At 62.2% G+C, this 22,911-nt stretch carries 10 protein-coding genes, 1 rRNA gene and 1 pseudogene; 5 read left to right on the forward strand and 7 right to left on the reverse strand.

Going from position 1 to position 22,911, the window contains the following annotated elements; all coding sequences use genetic code 11:
* Positions 1-76 (forward strand): 5S ribosomal RNA (gene rrf / locus AC1RGE_RS31845); the annotation flags it as partial.
* 153 nt (positions 77-229) lie between these two features.
* Here the strand turns inward: rrf and AC1RGE_RS31850 are convergent.
* The 4 genes from AC1RGE_RS31850 to AC1RGE_RS31865 form a co-directional block, all read right to left on the reverse strand.
* A complete protein-coding gene (locus tag AC1RGE_RS31850; protein WP_152685855.1) occupies positions 230-1,411 on the reverse strand; it encodes a PepSY-associated TM helix domain-containing protein in 1,182 nt (393 codons plus the stop codon).
* A 71-nt stretch (positions 1,412-1,482) separates the two neighbouring features.
* Positions 1,483-3,975: a TonB-dependent siderophore receptor gene (locus AC1RGE_RS31855; RefSeq protein WP_492585709.1), complete on the reverse strand. Its 2,493-nt coding sequence runs from the start codon at positions 3,973-3,975 to the stop codon at positions 1,483-1,485.
* A 99-nt stretch (positions 3,976-4,074) separates the two neighbouring features.
* Entirely contained in the window at positions 4,075-5,079 is a 1,005-nt protein-coding gene (locus tag AC1RGE_RS31860; protein ID WP_019093128.1) for a DUF4880 domain-containing protein, read from the reverse strand.
* A gap of 5 nt (positions 5,080-5,084) precedes the next feature.
* A complete protein-coding gene (locus AC1RGE_RS31865; protein ID WP_019093129.1) occupies positions 5,085-5,585 on the reverse strand; it encodes a sigma-70 family RNA polymerase sigma factor in 501 nt (166 codons plus the stop codon).
* Between the two features lie 314 nt (positions 5,586-5,899).
* Here AC1RGE_RS31865 and AC1RGE_RS31870 point away from each other — a divergent pair.
* Both AC1RGE_RS31870 and AC1RGE_RS31875 read left to right on the forward strand, forming a co-directional pair.
* Positions 5,900-6,925: pseudogene (locus AC1RGE_RS31870) on the forward strand (HAMP domain-containing protein); the annotation flags it as partial.
* Between the two features lie 69 nt (positions 6,926-6,994).
* Positions 6,995-7,780 carry a methyl-accepting chemotaxis protein gene (locus AC1RGE_RS31875; RefSeq protein WP_370059459.1) on the forward strand — a complete coding sequence of 262 codons (786 nt, stop codon included), beginning with the start codon at positions 6,995-6,997 and terminating at the stop codon, positions 7,778-7,780.
* A gap of 65 nt (positions 7,781-7,845) precedes the next feature.
* Here AC1RGE_RS31875 and AC1RGE_RS31880 read toward each other — a convergent pair whose 3' ends face one another.
* Positions 7,846-8,610, reverse strand: a complete 765-nt coding sequence (locus AC1RGE_RS31880) for a thioesterase II family protein (RefSeq protein ID WP_210713755.1) — start codon at positions 8,608-8,610, stop codon at positions 7,846-7,848.
* Between the two features lie 290 nt (positions 8,611-8,900).
* Between AC1RGE_RS31880 and lapG the strand changes: the two genes are divergently transcribed.
* The gene (lapG, locus tag AC1RGE_RS31885) at positions 8,901-9,593 is read left to right on the forward strand and encodes a cysteine protease LapG (RefSeq protein WP_011058511.1); all 693 of its coding nucleotides are present in this window, start codon (positions 8,901-8,903) and stop codon (positions 9,591-9,593) included.
* 14 nt (positions 9,594-9,607) lie between these two features.
* Entirely contained in the window at positions 9,608-11,554 is a 1,947-nt protein-coding gene (lapD, locus tag AC1RGE_RS31890) for a cyclic di-GMP receptor LapD (protein WP_053155799.1), read from the forward strand.
* Positions 11,555-11,647: 93 nt separating this feature from the next.
* Here lapD and AC1RGE_RS31895 read toward each other — a convergent pair whose 3' ends face one another.
* Entirely contained in the window at positions 11,648-11,986 is a 339-nt protein-coding gene (locus AC1RGE_RS31895) for a hypothetical protein (RefSeq protein WP_011058513.1), read from the reverse strand.
* Between the two features lie 161 nt (positions 11,987-12,147).
* A partial coding sequence (locus AC1RGE_RS31900) for an immunoglobulin-like domain-containing protein (RefSeq protein WP_492585711.1) occupies positions 12,148-22,911 on the reverse strand: 10,764 nt, incomplete at its 5' end.

Genomic DNA, 22,911 nt, shown 5'->3' on the forward strand with positions numbered 1-22,911 from the left:
CGAACTCAGAAGTGAAACGATGCATCGCCGATGGTAGTGTGGGGTTTCCCCATGTGAGAGTAGGTCATCGTCAAGATCAAATTCCAAAACCCCTGTCTGCTCACGCAGACAGGGGTTTTGTTTTTGTGCGCTATAAAGCCTGGGCTGTGTGGCAGAAGCAGATTGCAGGGTGGATTCAGGGCTTCATCAGCATCGAGTAAGCAGTCATCAAGACCACATTGTTTGCCTCTTACGCCCTGTTCTTACGCATCTTGCTGCTTCTACGGGCGATTAACTTACGCCACCAGATATAGATGCCGGTCAGTGCCAGCACGGCAATCAGAACGCCCAATAGAGCAATGATCACCTGCCCCGTGGTACCGATGATCCTGCCTCCATGTATGGGCAGTTGCAGTCGGTAGAAGCGCTCTCCGAGGGTGCCTTGCCCCGCTATCTCCTGCCCCAGCAAGCGCCCATCCGTACCGTGGAAGAACAGCCAGGACTTACCATGGGCTTGGCTGTCATGCCGACCAAAACCTGCTCCATAGAAGTTGTATTCAAAGCTGTAATACAACTCACCAATCGTCTCCTTCAAGCCCAGCCGCTGCCCCTCTTCCAGAGCCCGTTCATAGGCCTGTTGATAAGTCAGCCGGGTTATCCCCAGCTCTGCCGCCGGTACTCGTCCCCGAGCTTCATAGACGCTGGGTTCGATGGACGAGAGCAATGACACCACGGGTTTGAACACCTGGCTCGGCAGGTTCATGGCTACGCTACTGATGGCGATCGGCAGCAGTAGCAGCCATAACCACAAGCCTGCGGCGCGATGCAGGTCGAAGTTGAGCCGATAGGCATGGCCGCCCTTGATCTTCCAGGCCGTGGCCCACTTGTGCCAGAACGGCCGTCCACGAGGCAGGGTCAGCAGCAAGGCAACAAAACAGTCGATGACCCAGGCAATGGCCACCAGCCCCATCAACCACAGCCCCCAATTGCCGGGCAGGCTCAGGTTGTAGTGGAACTCCAGCAGAAAAGGCACCAGGTTCTGCCGCTGGAAGCAGCAGGCGCCCCAAAAGCGCTGCCCCTGCTGATGGGCCGTAACCGGGTCCAAGTAAAATACTTGATTGCGCTCGGTATACGGTTGGCCGGTGGCCGGGTCGGTGCGTGGCACCGCTGCCAGCAGCGCGGCATGCCCGGCTTCTTGTGGATATTCCATGTACCAGACCTGCAGCCTCGGGTGCTCGGCCTGAACGCTATCCACCAGTGCGCCGGGGGCCAGCACCGGCCCCTTGCCAGGCGTGTGATAGAACTCGGGGTTGAGCCACTCATCCAGCTCGTGATGAAAGGCCAGGACACTCCCGGTCAGCCCGGCCAGCAGCAGGAACACTGCGGTGGCCAGGCCCATGTAGCGGTGCAATAGAACCAGAATGGCGCGCATGACATTTTTCCGTAGAGACGACAAAGCCAGCGGCTGCTGACAGGCGCTGGCTTTGTTGGCGTCAACCTAGATCAGAACTGGTAGCTCACCGTGGCGGCGACATTGCGCTCTTCGCCCAAGTAGCAGTAGCTCAAGCTTGCACAGGAGGCGACGTAGGACTCATTGGTCAGGTTGTTGGCATTGAGCCGTACATCCACTCCCTTGAGGCCCAGCTTGCCCAGGTCATAGCCGATGGAGGCATCGAAGAGCGTGTAGGCCGGTACCTTCATGGTGTTCTCGGCATCGGCCCAGCTGTAGCCCACATAGCGCACACCGCCGCCCAGGCGCAGGCCATCCAGCGTCGCGCTGTCGAACTTGTAGTCGGCCCACAGCGACGCCATCTGCCGCGGTGCCTGAGTAGGCGAGTTGCCCTTGTTCTCGATGAGGTTGGTGGCGCTGCTCAGGGTGCTGGTCATCGACTTCGAATACTGGATGTCGGTGAAGGTATAGCTGCCCAGCAGTTTCAGGTTGTCGGTCAGCTGCATGTGGGCTTCCAGCTCCAGCCCCTGGGAGCGAACAGCACCCACCGCACGATAGAAGTTTTCCTGGGGCAGCTTCGACGCCAGGTTCTCCTGGTCGATGCGGAACAACGAGGCAGTGAACAAGTTGTCCGTACCTGGTGGCTGATATTTCAGCCCGACTTCCCATTGGGTGCCGTCGGTGGGTGGCAGCGGATTGCCTGCGCTGTCTGCGTAGGAGTTGGGGTTGAATGACTCGGAATAGCTGACGTAAGGCGCCAGACCGTTATCGAACAGATAGAGCGCGCCTGCACGCCCAGTGAGCTTGGTGCGTTTGTCGCTGATTTCGGTGCCCAGTGGGCGCTGGGCTTCAGCCAGGCGGTTTTCATCCGAGGTCTCCACCCAGTCCTGGCGCAGCCCCAGGGAGAAGCGCCATTTGTCCAGCTCGATCAGGTCCTGCAAGTACACGCCGGTCTGTTCCAGGCGCCGCAAATAGCTGGTGTGGCTGTAGTAGTTGATCGTCGAGTTGCCATAGACCGGGTTGAATGCATTGATCGGCTGTAGCGTTCCCTGGTCCCAGTCGACCACGGTCTTGCGCCGTTGATAGTCGGCTCCCAGCAGTAAGGTGTGCTTGACGTCGCCGGTGAGGAATTCGGCCTGCAGCATGTTATCGACGATGAAGGAGTGGAGCTTCTCATCTCCACCCGAGTAATAGCGGTTCAGGTCATTGCTGGTGGCATTGGTCCAGCCATAGGCATAGACCTGGTCGAGCTTCACCTTGGAGTCCAGGTAGCGGAAGTTCTGGCGGGCGGTGAAGGTGTCGTTGAAACGATGCTCGAACTGATAGCCGAAGGACTGTTGATCGCGCTTGTAGCCATCCACGCCCGGCTCGCCCTCGAAGAAATGCTCGGAAATGCGCTGGCCATTGCGCTGGTTCAGGGTGCCGTTGGCCGGCATGCCGCCGTGGTAGCCGCCATCGGGGTCATTCTGCAAATAGGCCTGGAGCGTCAGGGAGGTGTCTTCACTGAAGTCGATACTCAGGGTCGGTGACAGGGCGAAGCGTTTTTCCTTCGCGTGGTCGAACTGAGTGTCGGACTTGTCCGTCAGGCCGATCAACCGATAGGCAACGCGCTTGTCGTCATCGAGCGGGCCGCTGAAGTCGAACCCCAGGCCCTGTTTGCCCTGGGTGCCCACGGTTGCCTGAATCTGGTGATAGGGCTCGTAGAGAGGCTTTTTGCTGGTCAGGGCCACCAGGCCGCCAGGGGAACTGCGGCCATAAAGCACCGATGAGGGGCCCTTGAGAATATCCACCCGTTCGAGGAAGTAGGGGTCGACCTGCATGCTGCTGTAGGTGCCGCTGTCACCCATGGACTTGAGGCTATCGAGGTAGATGTTGTCCACCGAACCATCATTGAAGCCGCGCATCGCTACATAGTCGTAGCGATGGGTGGCGCCATAGGGATTGGTCAGCACGCCGGGGGTGTAGCGCATGGTCTGGGCGACGGTTTGCGCGCCCTGGTCGTCGATCTGTTCACGGGTGACCACCGAGACGCTTTGCGAGGTCTCCAGCAACGCGGTACTGGTCTTGGTGGCGATCTGACTGTGCGTCGCGTTGTAGCCATCCATGCTGCCCAATGCGTTGCCCAGGGCGAAGCCCTTGACCTCAGTGGCGGGCAGGGTCAGGGCGCTGCCCTGGGGCAGGGGCCGCAGCACGTAGCTGCCGCCGTCCTGGCTGACCGCCTCCAGTCCCGAACCCCGCAGCAGCTGGTTCAGGCCTTGGGGAATGGAGTAGTCGCCCTGGAGCCCGGGGGACTGCCTGCCCTGGGTCAGGGCCGGGGTGGTGGACAGGGTGATCCCGGCCTGCCGGGCGAACTGGTTGAGGGCATCGCCGAGGTTGCCCGGGGCCACGCTGTAGCTGTGACGCGGGGCATCAACAGCGCTAGCGGCGGCCAGCACCTGGGGCGCCACTGTGCCGAGGCCGATGCTGGAGCACAGCAGGGCGGCGCGGATGGCTTGGCGCAAGGGGCGGGCGCAGGGAGAGCTTGGGCGGGTGTCGCGCAGAGTCATGGTAGGTTCCGTTGAAGTCGCAGGAAGCAGATTGAAGTGCTTACTGACTAAGCCGGACGTCCTGGCAAAACCCGCCAAAAAAAATCACCCCAGTGAATTTCAAGCCACGGGCCCCAAGGTCACCCACCAACGGGTGCGGTAGCGCAACTGCACTGGCAGGGTCTGGGGCAGGATGGCCAGCAACTTGTCGGTGTCTTCCAGGCGGAACACACCTGAAAGGCGCAGATTGCCAACCGCTGCCGAGCAGCCCAGATAGCCATGGCGATAGCGGCCGACCTCCTGGAGGAAGTCGTCCAGGCGCATGTTGCGCGTAACGATCAGGCCATCGGCCCAGGCGCCGACGTCCATCGCCAGGGGGGCCGCAGGTTCGGCCAGGCCATGGCTGATCTGATAGCTCTGACCTGCTTCCACCCGGGCGCTACGGCCGTCGGCGGTGTGCGGCGCATGAATGGCCACGCTGCCGTGGGTCACGCTCAGGCGCGTGCAGCGTTCCTCCACGCGCACCACGAAGCGGGCGTCGAAGCCTTCCAGCAGGGCGTGGCGGCTCTCCACCAGCAGCGGGCGGGCAGGGCCGTGATCGGCTCCACAGGACACCATGATCTCGCCCCGGCGCAGTTTGATCAGGCGCTGCTCGGCATTGAAGTTGAGGTCCGCCGCGCTGTCGGTATTGAGTTCCAGGCGGGTGCCATCGGGCAACTGGAAGCCTCGCTGCTCGCCGACGGCGGTGGCAAAGTCTGCGTTCCATTGTTGCCAGCCCAGCAGATCCTTGCCGACCCAGGCACTGGAGCCCAGGAGCAGGGCGCCACTGAGCAGTTTCAGGGCCTGGCGCCGGCCCAGGCGCTGACTGCTGTGTTCCAGGGTATGCAAGGCCACCTGAGCCCCCGGCACTGAACGCAGGTTGGCCGTGAGTTCCTGCTGCAACGATTGCACCCGCTGCCAGGCCAGTTCGTGCTCCTGGTGCGCCGCCCGCCACAGATCGCACTGTTGCTGCAGCTTGGGGTTGGCACCGTTGTTGCGCAGGCGCAGCAACCAGTTGATTGCTTGCTTGACCACCAGGTGATCGGGATTGGGTTTGAGCGGCAGGCTGGCGGGAAAGTTATCCACAGGCTTCAGCTCTCGTAGCGCAGCAGGTAGCAATGGTAGAGCGCCTGGGCGACATAACGCTCGACGGTACGCAGGGATAGGCCCATCTGCTGAGCAATCTGCTTGTGGGTAAGTTCCTCGCACTGAGCCAGGAGAAAAGCCTGACGTACTTTCGGCTTCAGCCCTTCAAGCATCCGCGCAATGCTTTCCAGCAGCTCCAGAATCAACGCCCGAGCTTCAGCGCCGGGTGTTTCGGCTTCGGGCAAGTGGGCGATGGTTTCCAGATAGGCACGTTCGATTTCCTCGCGGCGCCAGTGATCGATTACCAGCCCCCGAGCGATGGTGCGTAAAAAAGCCCGGGGGGCCTTGAGTTCCAGACGTTCAGTTTTCTGCAGCAGGCGTACGAAGGTGTCCTGAGCCAGGTCGGCAGCATCCGCGGCATTGCCCAGGCGCTGGCGCAGCCAGCTGTTGAGCCAGCCATGGTGATGGCTGTAGAGCGTCTGTACGGCGAACTCGGGTGATGACATGGACGCGGACTGCCTGAGTGTCACTAATGATAATTAGTCGCATTGTCATTGAGGCTTTATCGATTTGGCAATAAGCAGCGCACTGTCGGTCATCTGAAAATGTGCCACGGATGCTCTGGAACACCGTTCGGCGGGATTAGGTAAATTCAGGCGAGTAATTCAGAAAAATCTCTAAGGGTTCGCAGATTCTTGCCGAAAGACTGATAAGACATGCGTGCACCAAAGTAGAGCGGTCAGAGAACATCGCCTGCGCTGTTACATGGAATGTTGCATTACGGACGCATCCCCACTTTCGGCATAAGAAGTCCCATGAAATGAATCTCAAGTTCAGCCATAAAATCCTTTTGGCCGCCTCCGGCGTAGTGGTTCTGGCTTTTGCGTTGTTCACCTTGTACAACGACTACCTGCAGCGAAACACCATCCGACAGAACCTCGAATCCTCTATCCAGCAGGCCGGTGAGCTCACCTCCAGCAGTGTGCAGAACTGGATGAGCGGGCGGATCCTGGTGCTCGAGAACCTCGCGCAGAACGTTGCTCACCAAGGTCAGAACGCAGATTTCCCAGGGCTGGTGGACCAACCGGCCTTTACCTCGAACTTCCAGTTCACCTACGTCGGCCAGGCCAACGGTACCTTCACCCAGCGCCCTGACGCGAAGATGCCCGACGGCTACGACCCGCGTCAGCGCCCCTGGTACAAGCAGGCCGTCGCCGCCGACAAGACCATGCTGACCCCGCCCTACATGGCGGCTGTCGGTGGCCTGGTGGTGACCATCGCCATGCCGGTGAAAAAGCAGGGTGAACTGCTGGGCGTGGTTGGTGGCGACCTGAGCCTGGAAACCCTGGTGAAGATCATCAACTCGGTGGATTTCGGTGGCCTGGGCCACGCCTTCCTAGTCAGTGCCGACGGTCAAGTGATCGTCAGCCCGGACAAGGACCAGGTGATGAAGAACCTCAAGGACATCTACCCCGGCGCCAACGTACGGATCGAAAACGGCAACCAGGAAGTGGTCCTGAACAAACAGGAACGCATCCTCTCCTTCACCCCGGTGACCGGCTTGCCGAATGCCGAGTGGTACATCGGTCTGTCCATCGACAAGGACAAGGCCTACGCACCGCTGAGCCAATTCCGTACTTCCGCCTTGATCGCGATGTTTATCGCCGTGGCGGTGATCGCCGTACTGCTGACCCTGCTGATCCAGGTGTTGATGCGCCCACTGATCACCATGGGCCGTGCGATGCAGGACATCGCCCAGGGCGAGGGCGACCTGACCCGGCGCCTGGTGGTGGAGAGCAAGGACGAATTCGGCGAACTGGGCAGCTCGTTCAACCAGTTCGTCGAGCGGATCCATGCCTCGATTTCCGAAGTGTCCTCGGCCACCCGCCAGGTACACGACCTGTCCCAGCGCGTGATGGCTTCGTCCAACGCTTCGATCATCGGTTCCGACGAGCAGAGCGCCCGCACCAACAGCGTGGCCGCCGCGATCAACGAACTGGGGGCCGCAACCCAGGAAATCGCCCGTAACGCCGCCGATGCCTCGCAGCACGCCAGTGGCGCCAGCGAGCAGGCCGACGACGGTCGCCAAGTGGTGGAACAGACCATCCAGGCCATGACCGAGCTGTCGCAGAAGATCAGCCTGTCCTGCACCCAGATCGAGACCCTGAACGCCAGCACCGACAACATCGGGCACATTCTCGATGTGATCAAGGGCATCTCCCAGCAGACCAACTTGCTGGCCCTCAACGCGGCCATCGAAGCGGCCCGTGCCGGCGAAGCCGGTCGTGGCTTCGCCGTGGTGGCCGACGAGGTGCGCAACCTGGCTCATCGTACCCAGGAGTCGGCGGAAGAGATCCACAAGATGATCACCTCCTTGCAGGTCGGCTCCCGTGAAGCGGTGTCGACCATGAACGCCAGCCAGGCGTCCAGCGAAGAGAGCGTCGAAGTGGCCAACCAGGCCGGTGCGCGGCTGGTCAGCGTGACTCAGCGGATCGGCGAGATCGATGGCATGAACCAGTCGGTGGCGGCGGCGACCGAAGAGCAGACGGCCGTGGTGGAGACCCTCAATGTCGACATCAACCAGATCAACCTGCTGAACCAGCAGGGCGTGGCCAACCTCAACGAAACCCTGAAGGATTGCGATGCCCTGTCGCAGCAGGCCAGCCGCCTGAAGCAGCTGGTGGACAGCTTCAAGATCTGAGGTTTCGCGTCACTTTCAAGCCCGCTCCCGCCTCACGGCAGGACGGGCTTTTTCATGGGTAGCGATCAGGCCGGGTGGTCGCCCAGCAGCCCCAGGTGAGTATTGATCACCTGCAACAGGCGCTGGCGCTGGGACTTGATGAAGAAGTGATTGCCGGCCACTTCGATCAGCTCGAACTCACGGCCGGTGAACTCGCGCCAGTTGAGCATGAGGCTGGCCGTGGCCAGCGGGTCCTCGCTGCCGTAGAAGGCCGTCAACGGCACATCCAGGCAACCGCTGGAGGTGTCGTACCAGGTTTCGAAAAGCTTCAAGCCGTTGCGCAGCAGGCGTTCATAGGATTGCAGGTCGTTCTGCCCGCGGGGCATCTCCAGGGGGCTGGCGCCGAGGGTCAGGATCGCCTCGCGAAACGCGGCGATGGGCAGAGAGTGGAGCAGGGGGCGGCGCGGCAGGCTGTCCGGGCTGCGACAGCCGGAGACGAACAGGTGGCGGGTCTGCTGGGGAAAGCGTTCCTGGGCATGCTTGCTGGTCTCGTAGGCCAGCAGCGCGCCCAGGCCGTGGCCGAACAGTGCATGGGGCTCGCCGAGCCAGGGGTCGAGGGCGGCGAAGGTGTTTTCCAGCAGGCTGGGCCAGTTGTCGCAGGGTGCTTCGTCACGGCGCGGACCGTGCCCCGGAAGGTTGAGCACCACCAGCTCGATATGATCGGCCAGGCCGCTGGACCAGACCCGCATTTGCTCGGCTGCCGCCCCGGCCTGGGGAAAGCAGATCAGGCGGATCCGGGTGGCTTGCCCGGGTTTGATCACCAGCGTCCATTGTCGGGTGTCGGTGTACACAGCTTTTCCTTAAGCAAGTGGGCCGGCACTGCGCCGGCCAGAGGCAGCCTGAAGAAGGCGTCGCAGTCTGCGGATGGTTTCTAACATAGTGCCTGTCGTCCGTGAAGGCACGTGTGTGCCGGGCCGGGCGGGCGGTTGCTGTCGGTCGCCGGAACGCGGCTTGCGGCTATGCTCTGAATGTTTCGCGCCGGCTCTTTTCCGGCGGCTGGTGATTGTAAGGTGCCATTGTTTTTTGCCGGGCCAGCCTTCACCATCAGCCGATTTACGACAGCTCCCATGGACGCATTGCATTGGCGGCACGTTTAGCTCTTTCTCGGACCCTGCGCTGGTTCTGCGCGGCATTGCTGCTGGCCGGCGCACTGCTGGGCAGCCTGCACGCCGACTGGGATTTCTCCCTGATCAGCCGCCGTGCCACGGCGCTCTACGGTCCGCTGGGCGAAGGGCAGCCGCGCATCGATGCCTGGCAGCACCTGCTGGCCACGCAAAAGCAGGTGCCCGAGCGCGAACAGTTGAAGGTGGTCAACCTGTTCTTCAACAAGAACATGCGCTACGTGGAAGACATCGACCTGTGGCACCAGGTGGATTATTGGGAAACGCCGATCGAGGCATTGTGGAAGGGCGCCGGCGATTGCGAGGACTACGCGATCGCCAAGTATTTCAGCCTGCGCCACCTCGGGGTTTCCAGTGACAAACTGCGCATCACCTACGTCAAGGCCCTGCGCCAGAACCGTGCGCACATGGTCTTGACCTACTATTCCAGCCCGGAGGCCATGCCTCTGGTGCTCGACAGCCTGGAAGACTCGATCCGCCCGGCCAGCGAGCGTACCGACCTGTTGCCGGTGTACTCCTTCAATGCCGAGGGTCTGTGGCTGCCGGGGGCCAAGGGCAACAAGCGGGTGGGTGACACCAAGCGCCTGTCCCGTTGGCAGGACGTGTTGAAAAAAATGCAGGCCGAAGGTTTTCCGGTCGAGACGACTAACTAGGAGCACGAGCTCAGATGTCTTTGTTCAAACAACTGTTGATCGCAATCTGTGTGTTCCTGGTGGTCGCCTTCAGCGGCAGCTTCATGGTCAGCCTGGAAAGCTCGCGCACCCAGTATGTCAATCAGCTGCGCTCCCATGCCCAGGATGCCGCCACTGCCCTGGCGCTGTCGCTGACGCCGAACATCGACGACCCGGCGATGGTCGAGCTGATGGTCAGCTCGATCTTCGACAGTGGCTACTACGCCAGTATCCGGGTGGTGGACCTGGCCACCGACAAGACCCTTGTCGAGCGCAGCGGCATCCCGGAAGTCGGCAACGTGCCCCAGTGGTTTGTCAGCCTGATCGGCCTGGAACCGGCGGGTGGCGATGCCATCGTCAGCCGCGGCTGGGAACAGGCGGCTCGGGTCGAGGTGCTAAGCCACCCGATGTTTGCCGTGGCCAAGCTCTGGCAAAGCGCCCTGGGCAGCCTGGGCTGGCTGTTGATCTGCGGTGCGGTGAGCGCGGTGCTCGGCGCCCTGCTGCTGCGGCGCCAGCTCAAGCCGTTGGACTACATGGTCCAGCAGTCCCACGCCATTGCCCGTCGTGAATTCCTCAGCCTGCCGCAATTGCCCCGGACTCCGGAGCTGCGGCGGGTGGTGCAGGCCATGAACCAGATGGTCGAGAAGCTCAAGGCGCTGTTCCAGGAGCAGGCCGAGCGCAGCGAGAAACTGCGCACCGAGTCCTATCAGGACAGCCTGACCGGGCTGGCCAACCGGCGTTATTTCGAAATGCAGCTGCACGCCCGCGTAAGCAACCCCGAGCAGGCCAGTTCCGGCTACCTGTTGCTGTTGCGGGTCAAGGACCTGGCCGGGCTGAACCAGCGCCTGGGCGGCCAGCGCACCGACCAGTTGCTCAAGGCGGTGGGTGAACAACTGCTGCGCGAGTGCGACAAGTACCCGGAAACCCACAACCTGGTCACCCGGGTCCGTGGTGGCGAGTTCGCGGTGCTGGCGCCGGGGCTGGTGCGTGAGGAAGCCATCCAGCTGGCCCAGAGCCTGGACAGTGCCCTGGGCAACCTGCACGCCACCGGCGCCACCGATGTTGCCTCAGTGGCCTCCATCGGCCTGGCGGCGTTTGCTCACGGTGATTCGCCGCAAGCGGTGCTGAGCCTCGGCGACCAGGCCCTGGCCCAGGCCGAAGCCCAGGGTGACACCAGCTGGGCCTGCCTCGATCAAGGCGCCAGTGCCCAGGTCGGGGATGACCACCATGCCTGGCACCGGCTGTTGGACCGGGCGCTGTCGGAGCAGCACTTCCAGCTGTACTTCCAGCCGGTGGTGGCCGCTCGGGACACCCACCTGGTGCTGCACTACAAAGTGCTGTCGCGGCTGCTGGATGAACAGGGCCAGACCATTCCGGCCGGGCGTTTCCTGCCGTGGCTGGAGCGTTTCGGCTGGACCTCGCGCCTGGATCTGCTGATGCTCGAACAGGTGCTGAGACAGATGGCGAGCCACGAAGACTGCCTGGCGCTGAACCTGTCGGCGGCGACCCTGGCGGACCCGCACGCCCTGAATCGGGTGTTCGAGATCCTGCGCCAGCATTCCGACCTGGGCCCGCGCCTGACCCTGGAGATCGGTGAAGAGCAATTACCCGAGCAGGCCATGCTGGAACAGCTGACCCGGCGCCTGCGCGAGCTGGGTTTCTCCCTCAGCCTGCAACGCTTCGGTGGGCGCTTCAGCATGATCGGCAACCTGGCGCGCCTGGGGCTGGCGTACCTGAAGATCGATGGCAGCTACATCCGCGACATCGATCAGGAAAGCGACAAGCGCCTGTTTATCGAAGCCATCCAGCGCGCGGCCCACAGCATCGACCTGCCGCTGATTGCCGAACGGGTCGAGACCGAGGGCGAGCTGCAGGTGATTCGCGAGATGGGCTTGTACGGGGTGCAGGGCCAGCTGTTCGGCGAGCCGGCTCCCTGGGGTTGAAACCGCTTTCGCCGGCGGTCCTGCTTACAGGCCTTTAAACCGCTTTCGCCGGCAAGCCGGCTCCTACAGTAGGAGTCGGCTGGCGAAAAGGGTTCAGATCAATCCGGTTTCATCGTCATTGATCAACCGGCTCAAACCGCCCAGCGCCTCGCGGGCCTGGGTGCGATCCATCAGCTTGGCCTGGGCCGCGGCCGGCAGGTCGGTGATGCGGATCACGCCCTTGAGGGTCAGGAGCTGGATCAGGTCGTCCAGCACCCGGATCATTTCCAGGTCGCTTTGCTTGAGTTGCTTGAGACTGACTTCCACCGCCTCGTTGGCGTACCAGGTCTGGATCTCGTGGTGGTCGGCGGGCAGCGTCTCGGTGGCCTCGGCGTAAGCGGCGGCTTCCACGCGAATCAGCTGGCCCTGTGCATCGCGTTGCACGTAGAACATGGCGAATCCCTCAGGCATGTGTTTCCGGCGTCAGGCAGGCAGCAGCATAGGCCAACGCAGCATTCAGAGCGCGAGTATGCGGTGCGCCGCGGCGCTCGTCACGCCGCGGGCTGCCTGCCGGGGCCCGGCGACCACCCTGGGGGGTGGCCGCTAGGGACCGGTCAGCTGTTGTTGTGATCGATCTTGATGGTCGGGTCGCTGCCGGCGATCAACGAATTGATGTTGGCGTTGGACCAGTTGTTGCCTTCCAGCTTGATCGTCACGTCGGCGTTGGCCAGGCCCCCGGCGGCGTTGAGCTTGCCCTCGGAGCTGACCTGCAGGGTCGAGACCCCGTCCACGGTGGTGATCTTGAGGAAGTTGTCGATGGTGCTGGCGCTCTCGCCCTGCAGCAAGTCACGCAGGTCGATGCGGTCGCCTTCGCTGGCCTTGAAGTCCTTGATCACGTCGTTGCCGGTATCGCCGGCCTTCCAGACGAAGGTGTCGGCACCCGAACCGCCGATCAGGATATCGTTGCCCTGGCCACCGATCAGGGTGTCGTTGCCGGTCCCCCCCAGCAGGATGTCATTGCCCTTGCCGCCGTCCAGCAGGTCGTTGCCGCCCTGGCCGAAGAGAATGTCATTGCCGGCACCGCCCAGCAGAGTGTCGTTGCCGTCGTGGCTGCCAGACACATCGAACTCGGTGTAGTGCTCGGTGATGTACTGGTGCACGTTGCTGGTGGTGACCTTGCTCACGTCGACCCCGGTCTGCTTGGCCACATAGGCCTGCATGGCCTGGTAGCCCTCGCCTGCGACGCCGTTGAAGCTCACCAGGTCGCCGAACAGGATGTCGTTGCCGTCGCCGCCGCTGACCTTGTCGGCCCCCGGCATGGTCGCTTCGGTGTGGCCGATGATCGAGTTGGCCAGGTCGTTCGGGTCGATGTTGGTCTGCGGCTTGCCGTCGCTGTCGTAAGGCTTGAGGTCGTTGAGGCTGACACCACTGTTGATGCCGATGGCTTCGACGTTCGACAGGCCGCTGAGCAGGGCAAAGCCGCTGTTGGAGTTGGTGGTGGTGTAGTAGTCGGTGCTGCTGCCGGAGCCGGCCAGGTTCGACAGCTCGTAGGTACCGTCGCCCTGGGCGTGCAGGGTGCCCAGGGTCTTGCTGCTCCAGCCCCAGCCATTGTTGGTCTGCAGGATCGTCGTGCCGTCGCTGGCGACGCTCAGGTAGTGAGAGTTGTCGAGGTACTTGCCGAAGGTATCCCCCAGCTTGTAGTTGCTGGTGGTCACCACATCGTCGAGACGCACGTTGCCGTACAGCGTCGGGTTGGTCTGCTCGCCGCTCTGGTAGTAGGTCGGCTTACCGTCGGTGATGAAGTAGGTCAGGTTGGTGGCGTTGCTGTTGCCGGTGGCCTGGCTGCTCTGGAAGAAGTTGGCCGTGGCCTTGAACACGTCTTCGTAGTTGGTACCGCCGCCGGACGTCATCGAATCCAGCACCGCCTTGAGCTGGGCCAGGGCATTCGGGTCGTTGAGGTTAACCGACACCGACTTGTTGACCTGGGTATCGAAGTCGGCGAGGAAGATGTTCACCGTCCCCGAGCTGCTGCCGCCGATGCTGTTCTTCAAGGTATTGAACACCGAGGTCAGGGAGTTCTTGGCCGCGGTGATCGAGGCGCTGCTCATGCTGCCCGAGCTGTCCACCATGAAGGCGATGTTGTAGTTGGTGCCCGGGACCACGGTCAGGCCGCCGATGTCGGCAACCACGATGTCGTTGCCATCGGTGCCGGTAACGGTGTCGTCGCCGGAGGTGGCGACCACCGAGTTGTAGACCGCCGGGTAGACCTTGACCGGGATCTGCGCCGAAGTGCTGGCAGAGCCGCCCAGGGACTCGGTGGAGGTCGAGGTCACGTTCAGGTTGAAGGTGCCGTTGTAGTACGGCGGTGGCGTGACCGTCAGGTTGCCCAGGTTCCAGCCGGTGACGTTGGCTTCACCGGAAGTCGCGGTGGCGGTGAAGGTGTGCCCGGCGCCATCGCTGAGCACCGAGCCTGCCGGAATGCCGCTGATCTTCACGCTGAGGGTTTCCGAGCCGTCGGTATCGGTCAGGCCGGTGGTGATCTTCGACAGATGCACGCTGCCGCCTTCGCCGCCCTCGTTGAGCTTGTAGCCGTCGTAGTAGCCTTCACCGTTGGTGCCGTGCAGGTCGGACACCGAGACTCCGGCGTTGGTCAGGTCGGTGACGCCGGTGTACAGCGGCACGCCGGCGTTGCTCAGGTCCGCCGCAGCCCCGCCGTTGACCGAGAGATTGACGTCGTAGGAGCCCGGGCCGCTCTGGTTGTGGTGGTAGATATCGATGGTGTAGTAGCCGCTGGTGGTCGGAGTGAAAGTACCGTTGAGGTTACCGCCCGCGCCCCAGGTGGTGCTGGCCACGTTCTTGCCGCCGATGGTCACCAGCAGGCTGTCGTCGCCGGTGCCGGAGAAGGTATAGGCCTTGCCTGCTTCCAGGTAGATCAGGCCTGAGGTCTTCGACGCAGTGCCCGGCGTGATGTTGCCGTCGGACTGGACGTTGGTCGCCAGGCTGCTGCTGTTGGGGGTGCCGGCAGCGTCGATCACCGATTTCAGAGTGTTGGCGGAAGCGCCGCTGCCGTCGGTGCCCAGGCCGCTGAGGTTGGTCCAGACTTCCTTGAGCAGGCCCACCGAATTCACGCTGTTGCCGGCCACGCTCAGGGTCGGCGCATCGGCTACCGGGGTGATGTCGACGGTCACCGTGCCGGTGTTGCCCAGGGCCTGGCCGTCGGTTGGCTGGAACTTGATCTGGGCGTAGTCGGCCTGCTGGTTGCCCACGCCGTTGCCGCCGTAGCCATTGCTTCCGGATTCGTTGGCGTCCGGTGTGAAGCGCAGTTTTCCGGCATCGATATCGGCCTTGCTGAAGGTCTGGTTGTTGGCCACATCCTTCCAGGTCGAACCGTCCAAGTATTGCAGTTTACCGTCGCTGGGCAGCTGGGTGATCTTCACGCCGAGGCTGGACGCCGGGCTGTCGACGTCGCTGACGCCGAAGTTCGACCAGGTCAGTGCCAGCGGGGTGTCTTCGTTGCCGGTCACGGCGCCGCCAGTGGCAGTTGGGGCGTCGTTCACCGCCACCACGTTGACCGTGGTAGTGGCGACGTTGGAGTAGTTGCCGCCGTCGGTCACGGTCACGGTGATGGTCCGTGGCGCGGTGCTCGGGTCTTCACTGTTGTTGGTGAAGGTGATGTTCTTGATCTGCTGCATGTAGTCGGCCAGCGTCGCGCTGCCCGACAGGGTCAGGGTGATCGAACCGTCCTTGCTGTTGGCATTGATGGTGATGCCGTTGACGCTGTTGCCCAGGTTCAGCGAGTCCCCCGGCTGGCGGTTGGTCAGCACGATGGTGGCGCCGGTGAGCAGGGTGCTGTCCGGGTCGGTGATGCTCAGGTCGGTGTCGGCGATCGACACGCCAGGGCCTGTGGTGCCTTCGGTGAAGGTGACCTTGTAGTCGGCCCCGGTAGCACCGCTGGAGTTGTTGGCATCCAGGTCGATGACCGGCGGAGCGTCGTTATCGATGATCGAGGTAGTGACGCTGTTGTTGCTGCCCACCACCAGGTTCTCGAAGTTGCCGCCAGTGGCCGAGTCGATCTTGACCGTGAAGTTCTCGGTGCCTTCGGTGATCTTGTCGTCAATGGTGGCGACGTTGAAAGTGGCGCTGCTGGCGCCGGCCGGGATCTTCACGGTGTACACGCCGCTGAAGTCCGAACCGTCGGTGGCGGTGCCGCTGTAGCTGATCTTCAGGGTGACTTCGGTCTGCGCCGGGTGAGTCAGGCTCACGGTGTAGCTGGCGGTCTGGCCTTCGGTGACCGAGGCGCTGCCGCTGATACCCACCGAAGTGGTGTCCAGTGTATCGGTGACGTTGGTCACCGCTGGCGTGGTGTCCGTGACCAGCTTCTCGAAGTTGCCGCCAGTGGCGTTGGTGATGGTGGCGTTGACCTTGCCTGCGTCGATGTAGACGTCGTCTGCCGGCGCCGCAACGGTGACCGTCCCGGTGGTTTTTCCGGCCTCGATATGGATCACCGAACCGTTGGATAGGGTCACGGTCACCGGGGTGCCGGCGGCGTTGGTCAGTGTGGCGGTGTAGGTGATCTGGCCGCCTTCAGCGACGGTGCCAGTGGCAGTCAGGCTGACGCTGGTGGTGTCGACGGTGTCGGTCACGGTGGTGCTGACCGGAGTCTTGTCGGCGACCAGGTTCTCGTAGTTACCACCGCTGACATTGGTGATGGAGTTGGTCAGCGGGGTATGGCCGACCAGCACATCGTTAGGCGCACTGATGCTTACCGAACCAGTGGTTTCGCCGACCGGGATGGTGATCTTCTCGCCATTGGCCAGGGTGACCACGACCGGAGAGCCGGTCACTGGAGCAGTGACGGTAGCGGTGTAGGTGACATTGCCACCTTCGGCCGCCGAAGGCGTGGCCTTGAGCGACACGGTGGAGTTGTCGATGGTGTCGGTAACGTCAGTCACGGCCGGCGTGGTGTTCGGCACCAGCTTCTCGAAGTTGCCGCCCTCGGCCTTGGTGATGGTGGCCTCGACCTTGCCTGCGTCCTTGTACACGTCGTCAGCCGGGGCCGCGACGGTGGTGGTGCCGGTAGTGGCGCCCGCGGCGATGGTGATTACCGCGCCGTTGCTCAGGGTCACGGTCACCGGGGTGCCGGCGGCGTTGGTCAGTGTGGCGGTGTAGGTGATCTGGCCGCCTTCAGCGACGGTGCCAGTGGCAGTCAGGCTGACGCTGGTGGTGTCGACGGTGTCGGTCACAGTGGTGCTGACCGGAGTCTTGTCGGCGACCAGGTTCTCGTAGTTACCACCGCTGACATTGGTGATGGAGTTGGTCAGCGGAGTGTGGCCAACCAGTACATCGTTCGGCGCGCTGATGCTTACCGAGCCGGTGGTTTCGCCGACCGGGATGGTGATCTTCTCGCCATTGGCCAGGGTCACGACTACAGGTGAGCCGGTCACTGGAGCAGTGACGGTAGCGGTGTAGGTGACGTTGCCACCTTCGGCCGCCGAAGGCGTGGCTTTCAGCGATACGGTGGAGTTGTCGATGGTATCGGTAACGTCAGTCACGGCCGGCGTGGTGTTCGGCACCAGCTTCTCGAAATTGCCGCCCTCGGCCTTGGTGATGGTGGCCTCGACCTTGCCTGCGTCCTTGTACACGTCGTCAGCCGGGGCCGCGACGGTGGCAGTACCGGAGGTGGCGCCGGCGGCGATGGTGATTACCGCGCCGTTGGACAGAGTCACAGTCACCGGGGTACCGGCTGCGTTGGTCAGTGTGGCGGTGTAGGTGATCTGGCCGCCTTCAGCGACGGTGCCAGTGGCAGTCAGGCTGACGCTGGTGGTGTCGACGGTGTCGGTCACGGTGGTGCTGACCGGAGTCTTGTCGGCGACCAGGTTCTCGTAGTTACCACCGCTGACATTGGTGATGGAGTTGGTCAGCGGGGTATGGCCGACCAGTACATCGTTCGGCGCGCTGATGCTTACCGAGCCGGTGGTTTCGCCGACCGGGATGGTGATCTTCTCGCCATTGGCCAGGGTCACGACTACAGGTGAGCCGGTCACTGGAGCAGTGACGGTAGCGGTGTAGGTGACGTTGCCACCTTCGGCCGCCGAAGGCGTGGCTTTCAGCGATACGGTGGAGTTGTCGATGGTATCGGTAACGTCAGTCACGGCCGGCGTGGTGTTCGGCACCAGCTTCTCGAAATTGCCGCCCTCGGCCTTGGTGATGGTGGCTTCGACCTTGCCGGCGTCTTTGTAGACATCATCCGCCGGGGCCGCGACGGTGGTGGTGCCGGTAGTGGCGCCTGCGGCGATGGTGATCACTGCGCCGTTGGACAGCGTCACGGTGACCGGAGTACCTGCGGCATTAGTCAGGGTGGCGGTGTAGACGATGGAGCCGCCTTCGGCCACGGACTCGGTAGCACTCAGGCTCAGAGTGGTGGTGTCCGGGGTATCGGTGACCGAGGTCTCGGCAGGCTTGTCGCTAACTTCCAGTTTTTCGTAGTTGCCACCGTCTGCCTTGGTAATGGTGGTACTCAGGGAGCTGCCGCCAGCCAACGCATCGTTGGGTGCGGTGAAGTTCACGCTGGCGGACGACTCGCCCACTGGAATGGTGATGGTCTGGCCATTGGACAGAGTGACGACGACCGGCGAGCCGGTTACTGGCGCAGTCACGGAAGCGGTGTACACCACAGTGCCGCCTTCGGCGACGCTAGGGGTAGCCGTCAGTGAAACAGTGCTGATGTCGATGGTATCGGTAACGTCGGTGACCGCTGGCGCTGGATTGGTTTCCAGATTCTCGAAGTTGCCGCCCTCAGCCTTGGTGATGGTGGCTTCGACTTTGCCTGCATCTTTGTAGACGTCATCCGCCGGGGCCGCGACGGTGGCAGTACCGGAAGTGGCACCGGCGGCGATGGTGATTACCGCGCCATTGCTCAGGGTCACAGTGACCGGAGTACCTGCGGCATTAGTCAATATGGCGGTGTAGACGATGGAGCCGCCTTCAGCCACGGACTCAGTAGCCGAGAGGCTCAGGGTTGTAGTGTCAGGAGTATCGGTAACCGAGGTCTCTGCCGGCTTGTCGCTGACTTCCAGTTTTTCGTAGTTGCCGCCGTCGGCCTTAGTGATGGTGGTGCTCAGGGAGCTACCGCCCGCCAACGCATCGTTGGGTGCGGTGAAGTTCACGCTGCCGGACGATTCACCCACTGGAATGGTGATGGTCTGTCCGTTGGACAGGGTCACCACCACTGGCGAGCCGGTTACCGGAGCAGTGACCGACGCGGTGTAAACAACAATGCCACCCTCAGCCACGCTTGGTGTTGCGGTCAGACTGACAGTCGACGTATCGATCGTGTCAGTGACATCAGTCACCGCCGGGGCTGGATTGGTCTCCAGGTGCTCGAAGTTGCCACCCTCGGCTTTGGTGATCGTTGCCTCGACCTTGCCGGCGTCTTTGTAGACGTCATCGGCAGGGGCCGCGACGGTCGCTGTGCCCGAGGTAGCACCGGCAGCAATGGTGATCACTGCGCCGTTGGACAGAGTCACGGTTACTGGGGTGCCGGCTGCGTTGGTCAGAGTGGCGGTGTAGACAATCGAACCGCCTTCGGCCACGGACTCAGTAGCCGAAAGGCTCAGGGTGGTAGTGTCTGGTGTGTCAGTTACCGAGGTTTCAGCGGGCTTGTCGCTGACCTCCAGCTTCTCGTAGTTACCGCCATCCGCCTTGGTGATGGTGGTGCTTAGGGAACTGCCGCCAGCGAGGGCATCATTCGGCGCGGTGAAGTTCACCGAGCCCTGGCTTTCGCCAACCGGAATAGTGATGGTCTGTCCGTTGGACAGGGTCACCACGACTGGGGAGCCGGTCACTGGCGCAGTCACCGATGCGGTGTAAACGACGGTGCCGCCTTCAGCCACATTCGGAGTGGCGGTCAGACTGACCGTCGACGTATCGATCGTGTCTGTGACGTCGGTGACAGCTGGAGTCGGGTTGGTCTCCAGGTTCTCGAAGTTGCCGCCTTCGGCTTTGGTAATGGTGGCTTCGACCTTGCCGGCGTCTTTGTACACGTCGTCAGCCGGAGCGGCGACGGTTGCCGTGCCCGAAGTGGCCCCGGCTGCAATCGTGATTACGGCACCGTTACTCAAGGTCACGGTGACGGGAGTACCGGCAGCGTTGGTCAATGTGGCGGTGTAGACAATCGAACCACCTTCGGCCACCGACTCGGTAGCGCTCAGGCTCAGAGTGGTGGTGTCTGGTGTGTCAGTTACCGAGGTTTCAGCGGGCTTGTCGCTGACCTCTAGCTTCTCGTAATTACCGCCATCCGCCTTGGTAATGGTGGTGCTCAGGGAGCTACCGCCAGCGAGGGCATCGTTTGGCGCGGTGAAGTTCACGCTGGCGGATGACTCACCCACCGGAATGGTGATGGTCTGGCCATTGGACAGAGTGACGACTACCGGCGAACCGGTCACTGGTGCAGTCACGGAGGCGGTGTACACCACAGTGCCGCCTTCGGCGACGCTTGGTGTTGCGGTCAGACTGACAGTTGAAGTGTCGATGGTGTCAGTCACGTCGGTGACTGCTGGAGCCGGATTGGTTTCCAGGTTCTCGAAGTTACCGCCCTCGGCCTTGGTGATCGTTGCCTCGACCTTGCCGGCGTCTTTGTAGACGTCATCGGCGGGTGCGGCCACGGTGGTGGTACCCGTGGTGGCGCCGGCGGCGATAGTAATCACTGCGCCGTTGCTCAGGGTCACGGTCACCGGGGTGCCAGCTGCGTTGGTCAGAGTCGCGGTGTAGACGATGGAACCGCCCTCGGCCACGGACTCAGTAGCCGAGAGGCTCAGGGTTGTAGTGTCCGGGGTATCGGTAACGTTGGTTTCAGCCGGCTTCTCGCTGATTTCCAGCTTCTCGTAGTTGCCACCGTCGGCTTTGGTGATGGTCGTGCTCAGGGAGCTGCCGCCAGCGAGGGCATCGTTTGGTACGGTGAAATTCACGCTGCCAGAGGACTCACCCACTGGGATGGTGATGATCTGTCCGTTGGACAGAGTGACCACGACCGGCGAGCCGGTTACTGGCGCGGTCACCGACGCGGTGTAAACAACAATGCCACCCTCAGCCACGCTTGGAGTTGCGGTCAGACTGACAGTCGACGTATCGATCGTGTCAGTGACATCAGTCACCGCCGGGGCTGGATTGGTCTCCAGGTTCTCGAAGTTACCGCCTTCGGCTTTAGTGATGGTGGCTTCGACCTTGCCCGCGTCCTTATAAACGTCATCGGCAGGTGCGGCCACGGTTGCCGTGCCCGAAGTGGCACCGGCGGCGATGGTGATTACCGCGCCATTGCTCAAGGTCACGGTGACCGGGGTGCCAGCTGCATTAGTCAGGGTCGCGGTGTAGACAATCGAACCGCCTTCGGCCACGGACTCGGTAGCGCTCAGGCTCAGAGTGGTGGTGTCCGGGGTATCGGTGACGGAGGTTTCAGCGGGCTTGTCGCTGACTTCCAGTTTTTCGTAGTTGCCACCGTCGGCTTTGGTAATGGTCGTGCTGAGCGAACTGCCCCCAGCCAGAGCGTCGTTTGGCGCGGTGAAGTTGACGCTGGCGGACGACTCGCCCACCGGAATGGTGATGATCTGTCCGTTGGACAGAGTGACCACGACCGGCGAGCCGGTTACTGGCGCGGTCACCGACGCGGTGTAAACAACAATGCCACCCTCAGCCACGCTTGGAGTTGCGGTCAGACTGACAGTCGACGTATCGATCGTGTCAGTGACATCAGTCACCGCCGGGGCTGGATTGGTCTCCAGATTCTCGAAGTTACCGCCTTCAGCCTTGGTGATGGTGGCTTCGACTTTGCCTGCATCTTTGTAGACGTCATCCGCCGGGGCCGCGACGGTGGTGGTGCCGGTAGTGGCACCTGCTGCGATGGTGATCACTGCGCCGTTACTCAGGGTCACGGTGACTGGAGTACCAGCGGCATTGGTCAATGTGGCGGTGTAGATGATCGAACCGCCTTCAGCTACAGACTCAGTAGCGGAGAGGCTCAGAGTTGTAGTGTCAGGAGTATCGGTGACCGAGGTCTCGGCAGGCTTGTCGCTAACTTCCAGCTTCTCGTAGTTGCCGCCGTCGGCTTTGGTAATGGTGGTGCTCAGGGAACTACCACCAGCCAGAGCATCGTTGGGCGCAGTGAAGTTCACGCTGGCGGACGACTCACCCACCGGAATGGTGATGGTCTGGCCATTGGACAGGGTCACTACGACCGGCGAGCCGGTTACTGGTGCAGTCACGGAGGCGGTGTACACCACAGTGCCGCCTTCGGCGACATTAGGGGTAGCTGTCAGCGAAACAGTGCTGGTATCGATGGTGTCAGTGACATCGGTGACGGCTGGAGTCGGATTGGTCTCCAGATTCTCGAAGTTACCGCCTTCGGCTTTAGCGATGGTGGCTTCGACTTTACCAGCGTCTTTGTAGACGTCATCGGCAGGGGCTGCGACGGTCGCTGTGCCCGAGGTAGCACCGGCAGCAATGGTGATCACTGCGCCGTTGGACAGAGTCACGGTTACTGGGGTGCCGGCTGCGTTGGTCAGAGTGGCGGTGTAGACAATCGAACCGCCTTCGGCCACCGACTCGGTAGCGCTCAGGCTCAGAGTGGTGGTGTCCGGGGTATCGGTGACGGAGGTTTCAGCGGGCTTGTCGCTGACTTCCAGTTTTTCGTAGTTGCCGCCGTCGGCCTTAGTGATGGTGGTGCTCAGGGAGCTACCGCCCGCCAACGCATCGTTGGGTGCGGTGAAGTTCACGCTGCCGGACGATTCACCCACTGGAATGGTGATGGTCTGTCCGTTGGACAGGGTCACCACCACTGGCGAGCCGGTTACCGGAGCAGTGACCGACGCGGTGTAAACAACAATGCCACCCTCAGCCACGCTTGGTGTTGCGGTCAGACTGACCGTCGACGTATCGATCGTGTCTGTGACGTCGGTGACTGCCGGGGCTGGATTGGTCTCCAGGTTCTCGAAGTTACCGCCTTCGGCTTTAGTGATGGTGGCTTCGACTTTACCAGCGTCTTTGTAGACATCATCAGCTGGCGCGGCGACGGTCGCGGTACCCGAGGTAGCACCGGCAGCGATGGTGATCACTGCGCCGTTGCTCAGGGTCACGGTGACTGGAGTACCAGCGGCATTGGTCAATGTGGCGGTGTAGATGATCGAACCGCCTTCAGCTACAGACTCAGTAGCCGAGAGGCTCAGGGTTGTAGTGTCTGGTGTGTCAGTTACCGAGGTTTCAGCCGGCTTGTCGCTGACTTCCAGTTTTTCGTAGTTGCCACCGTCGGCTTTGGTAATGGTCGTGCTGAGCGAACTGCCACCAGCCAATGCATCGTTTGGAGCGGTGAAATTCACGCTACCGGACGA

Source organism: Pseudomonas sp. GW823-FHT02C05 (assembly GCF_058797595.1).

What these genes read in the sequence shown, in the direction of transcription:
- AC1RGE_RS31850 (WP_152685855.1), bottom strand. Translation starts at nt 1,411, where the DNA reads ATGCGCGCCATTCTGGTTCTATTGCACCGCTACATGGGCCTGGCCACC.
- AC1RGE_RS31855 (WP_492585709.1), bottom strand. Translation starts at nt 3,975, where the DNA reads ATGACTCTGCGCGACACCCGCCCAAGCTCTCCCTGCGCCCGCCCCTTG.
- AC1RGE_RS31865 (WP_019093129.1), bottom strand. Translation starts at nt 5,585, where the DNA reads ATGTCATCACCCGAGTTCGCCGTACAGACGCTCTACAGCCATCACCAT.
- AC1RGE_RS31875 (WP_370059459.1), top strand. Translation starts at nt 6,995, where the DNA reads ATGGCTTCGTCCAACGCTTCGATCATCGGTTCCGACGAGCAGAGCGCC.
- lapD (WP_053155799.1), top strand. Translation starts at nt 9,608, where the DNA reads ATGTCTTTGTTCAAACAACTGTTGATCGCAATCTGTGTGTTCCTGGTG.
- AC1RGE_RS31895 (WP_011058513.1), bottom strand. Translation starts at nt 11,986, where the DNA reads ATGTTCTACGTGCAACGCGATGCACAGGGCCAGCTGATTCGCGTGGAA.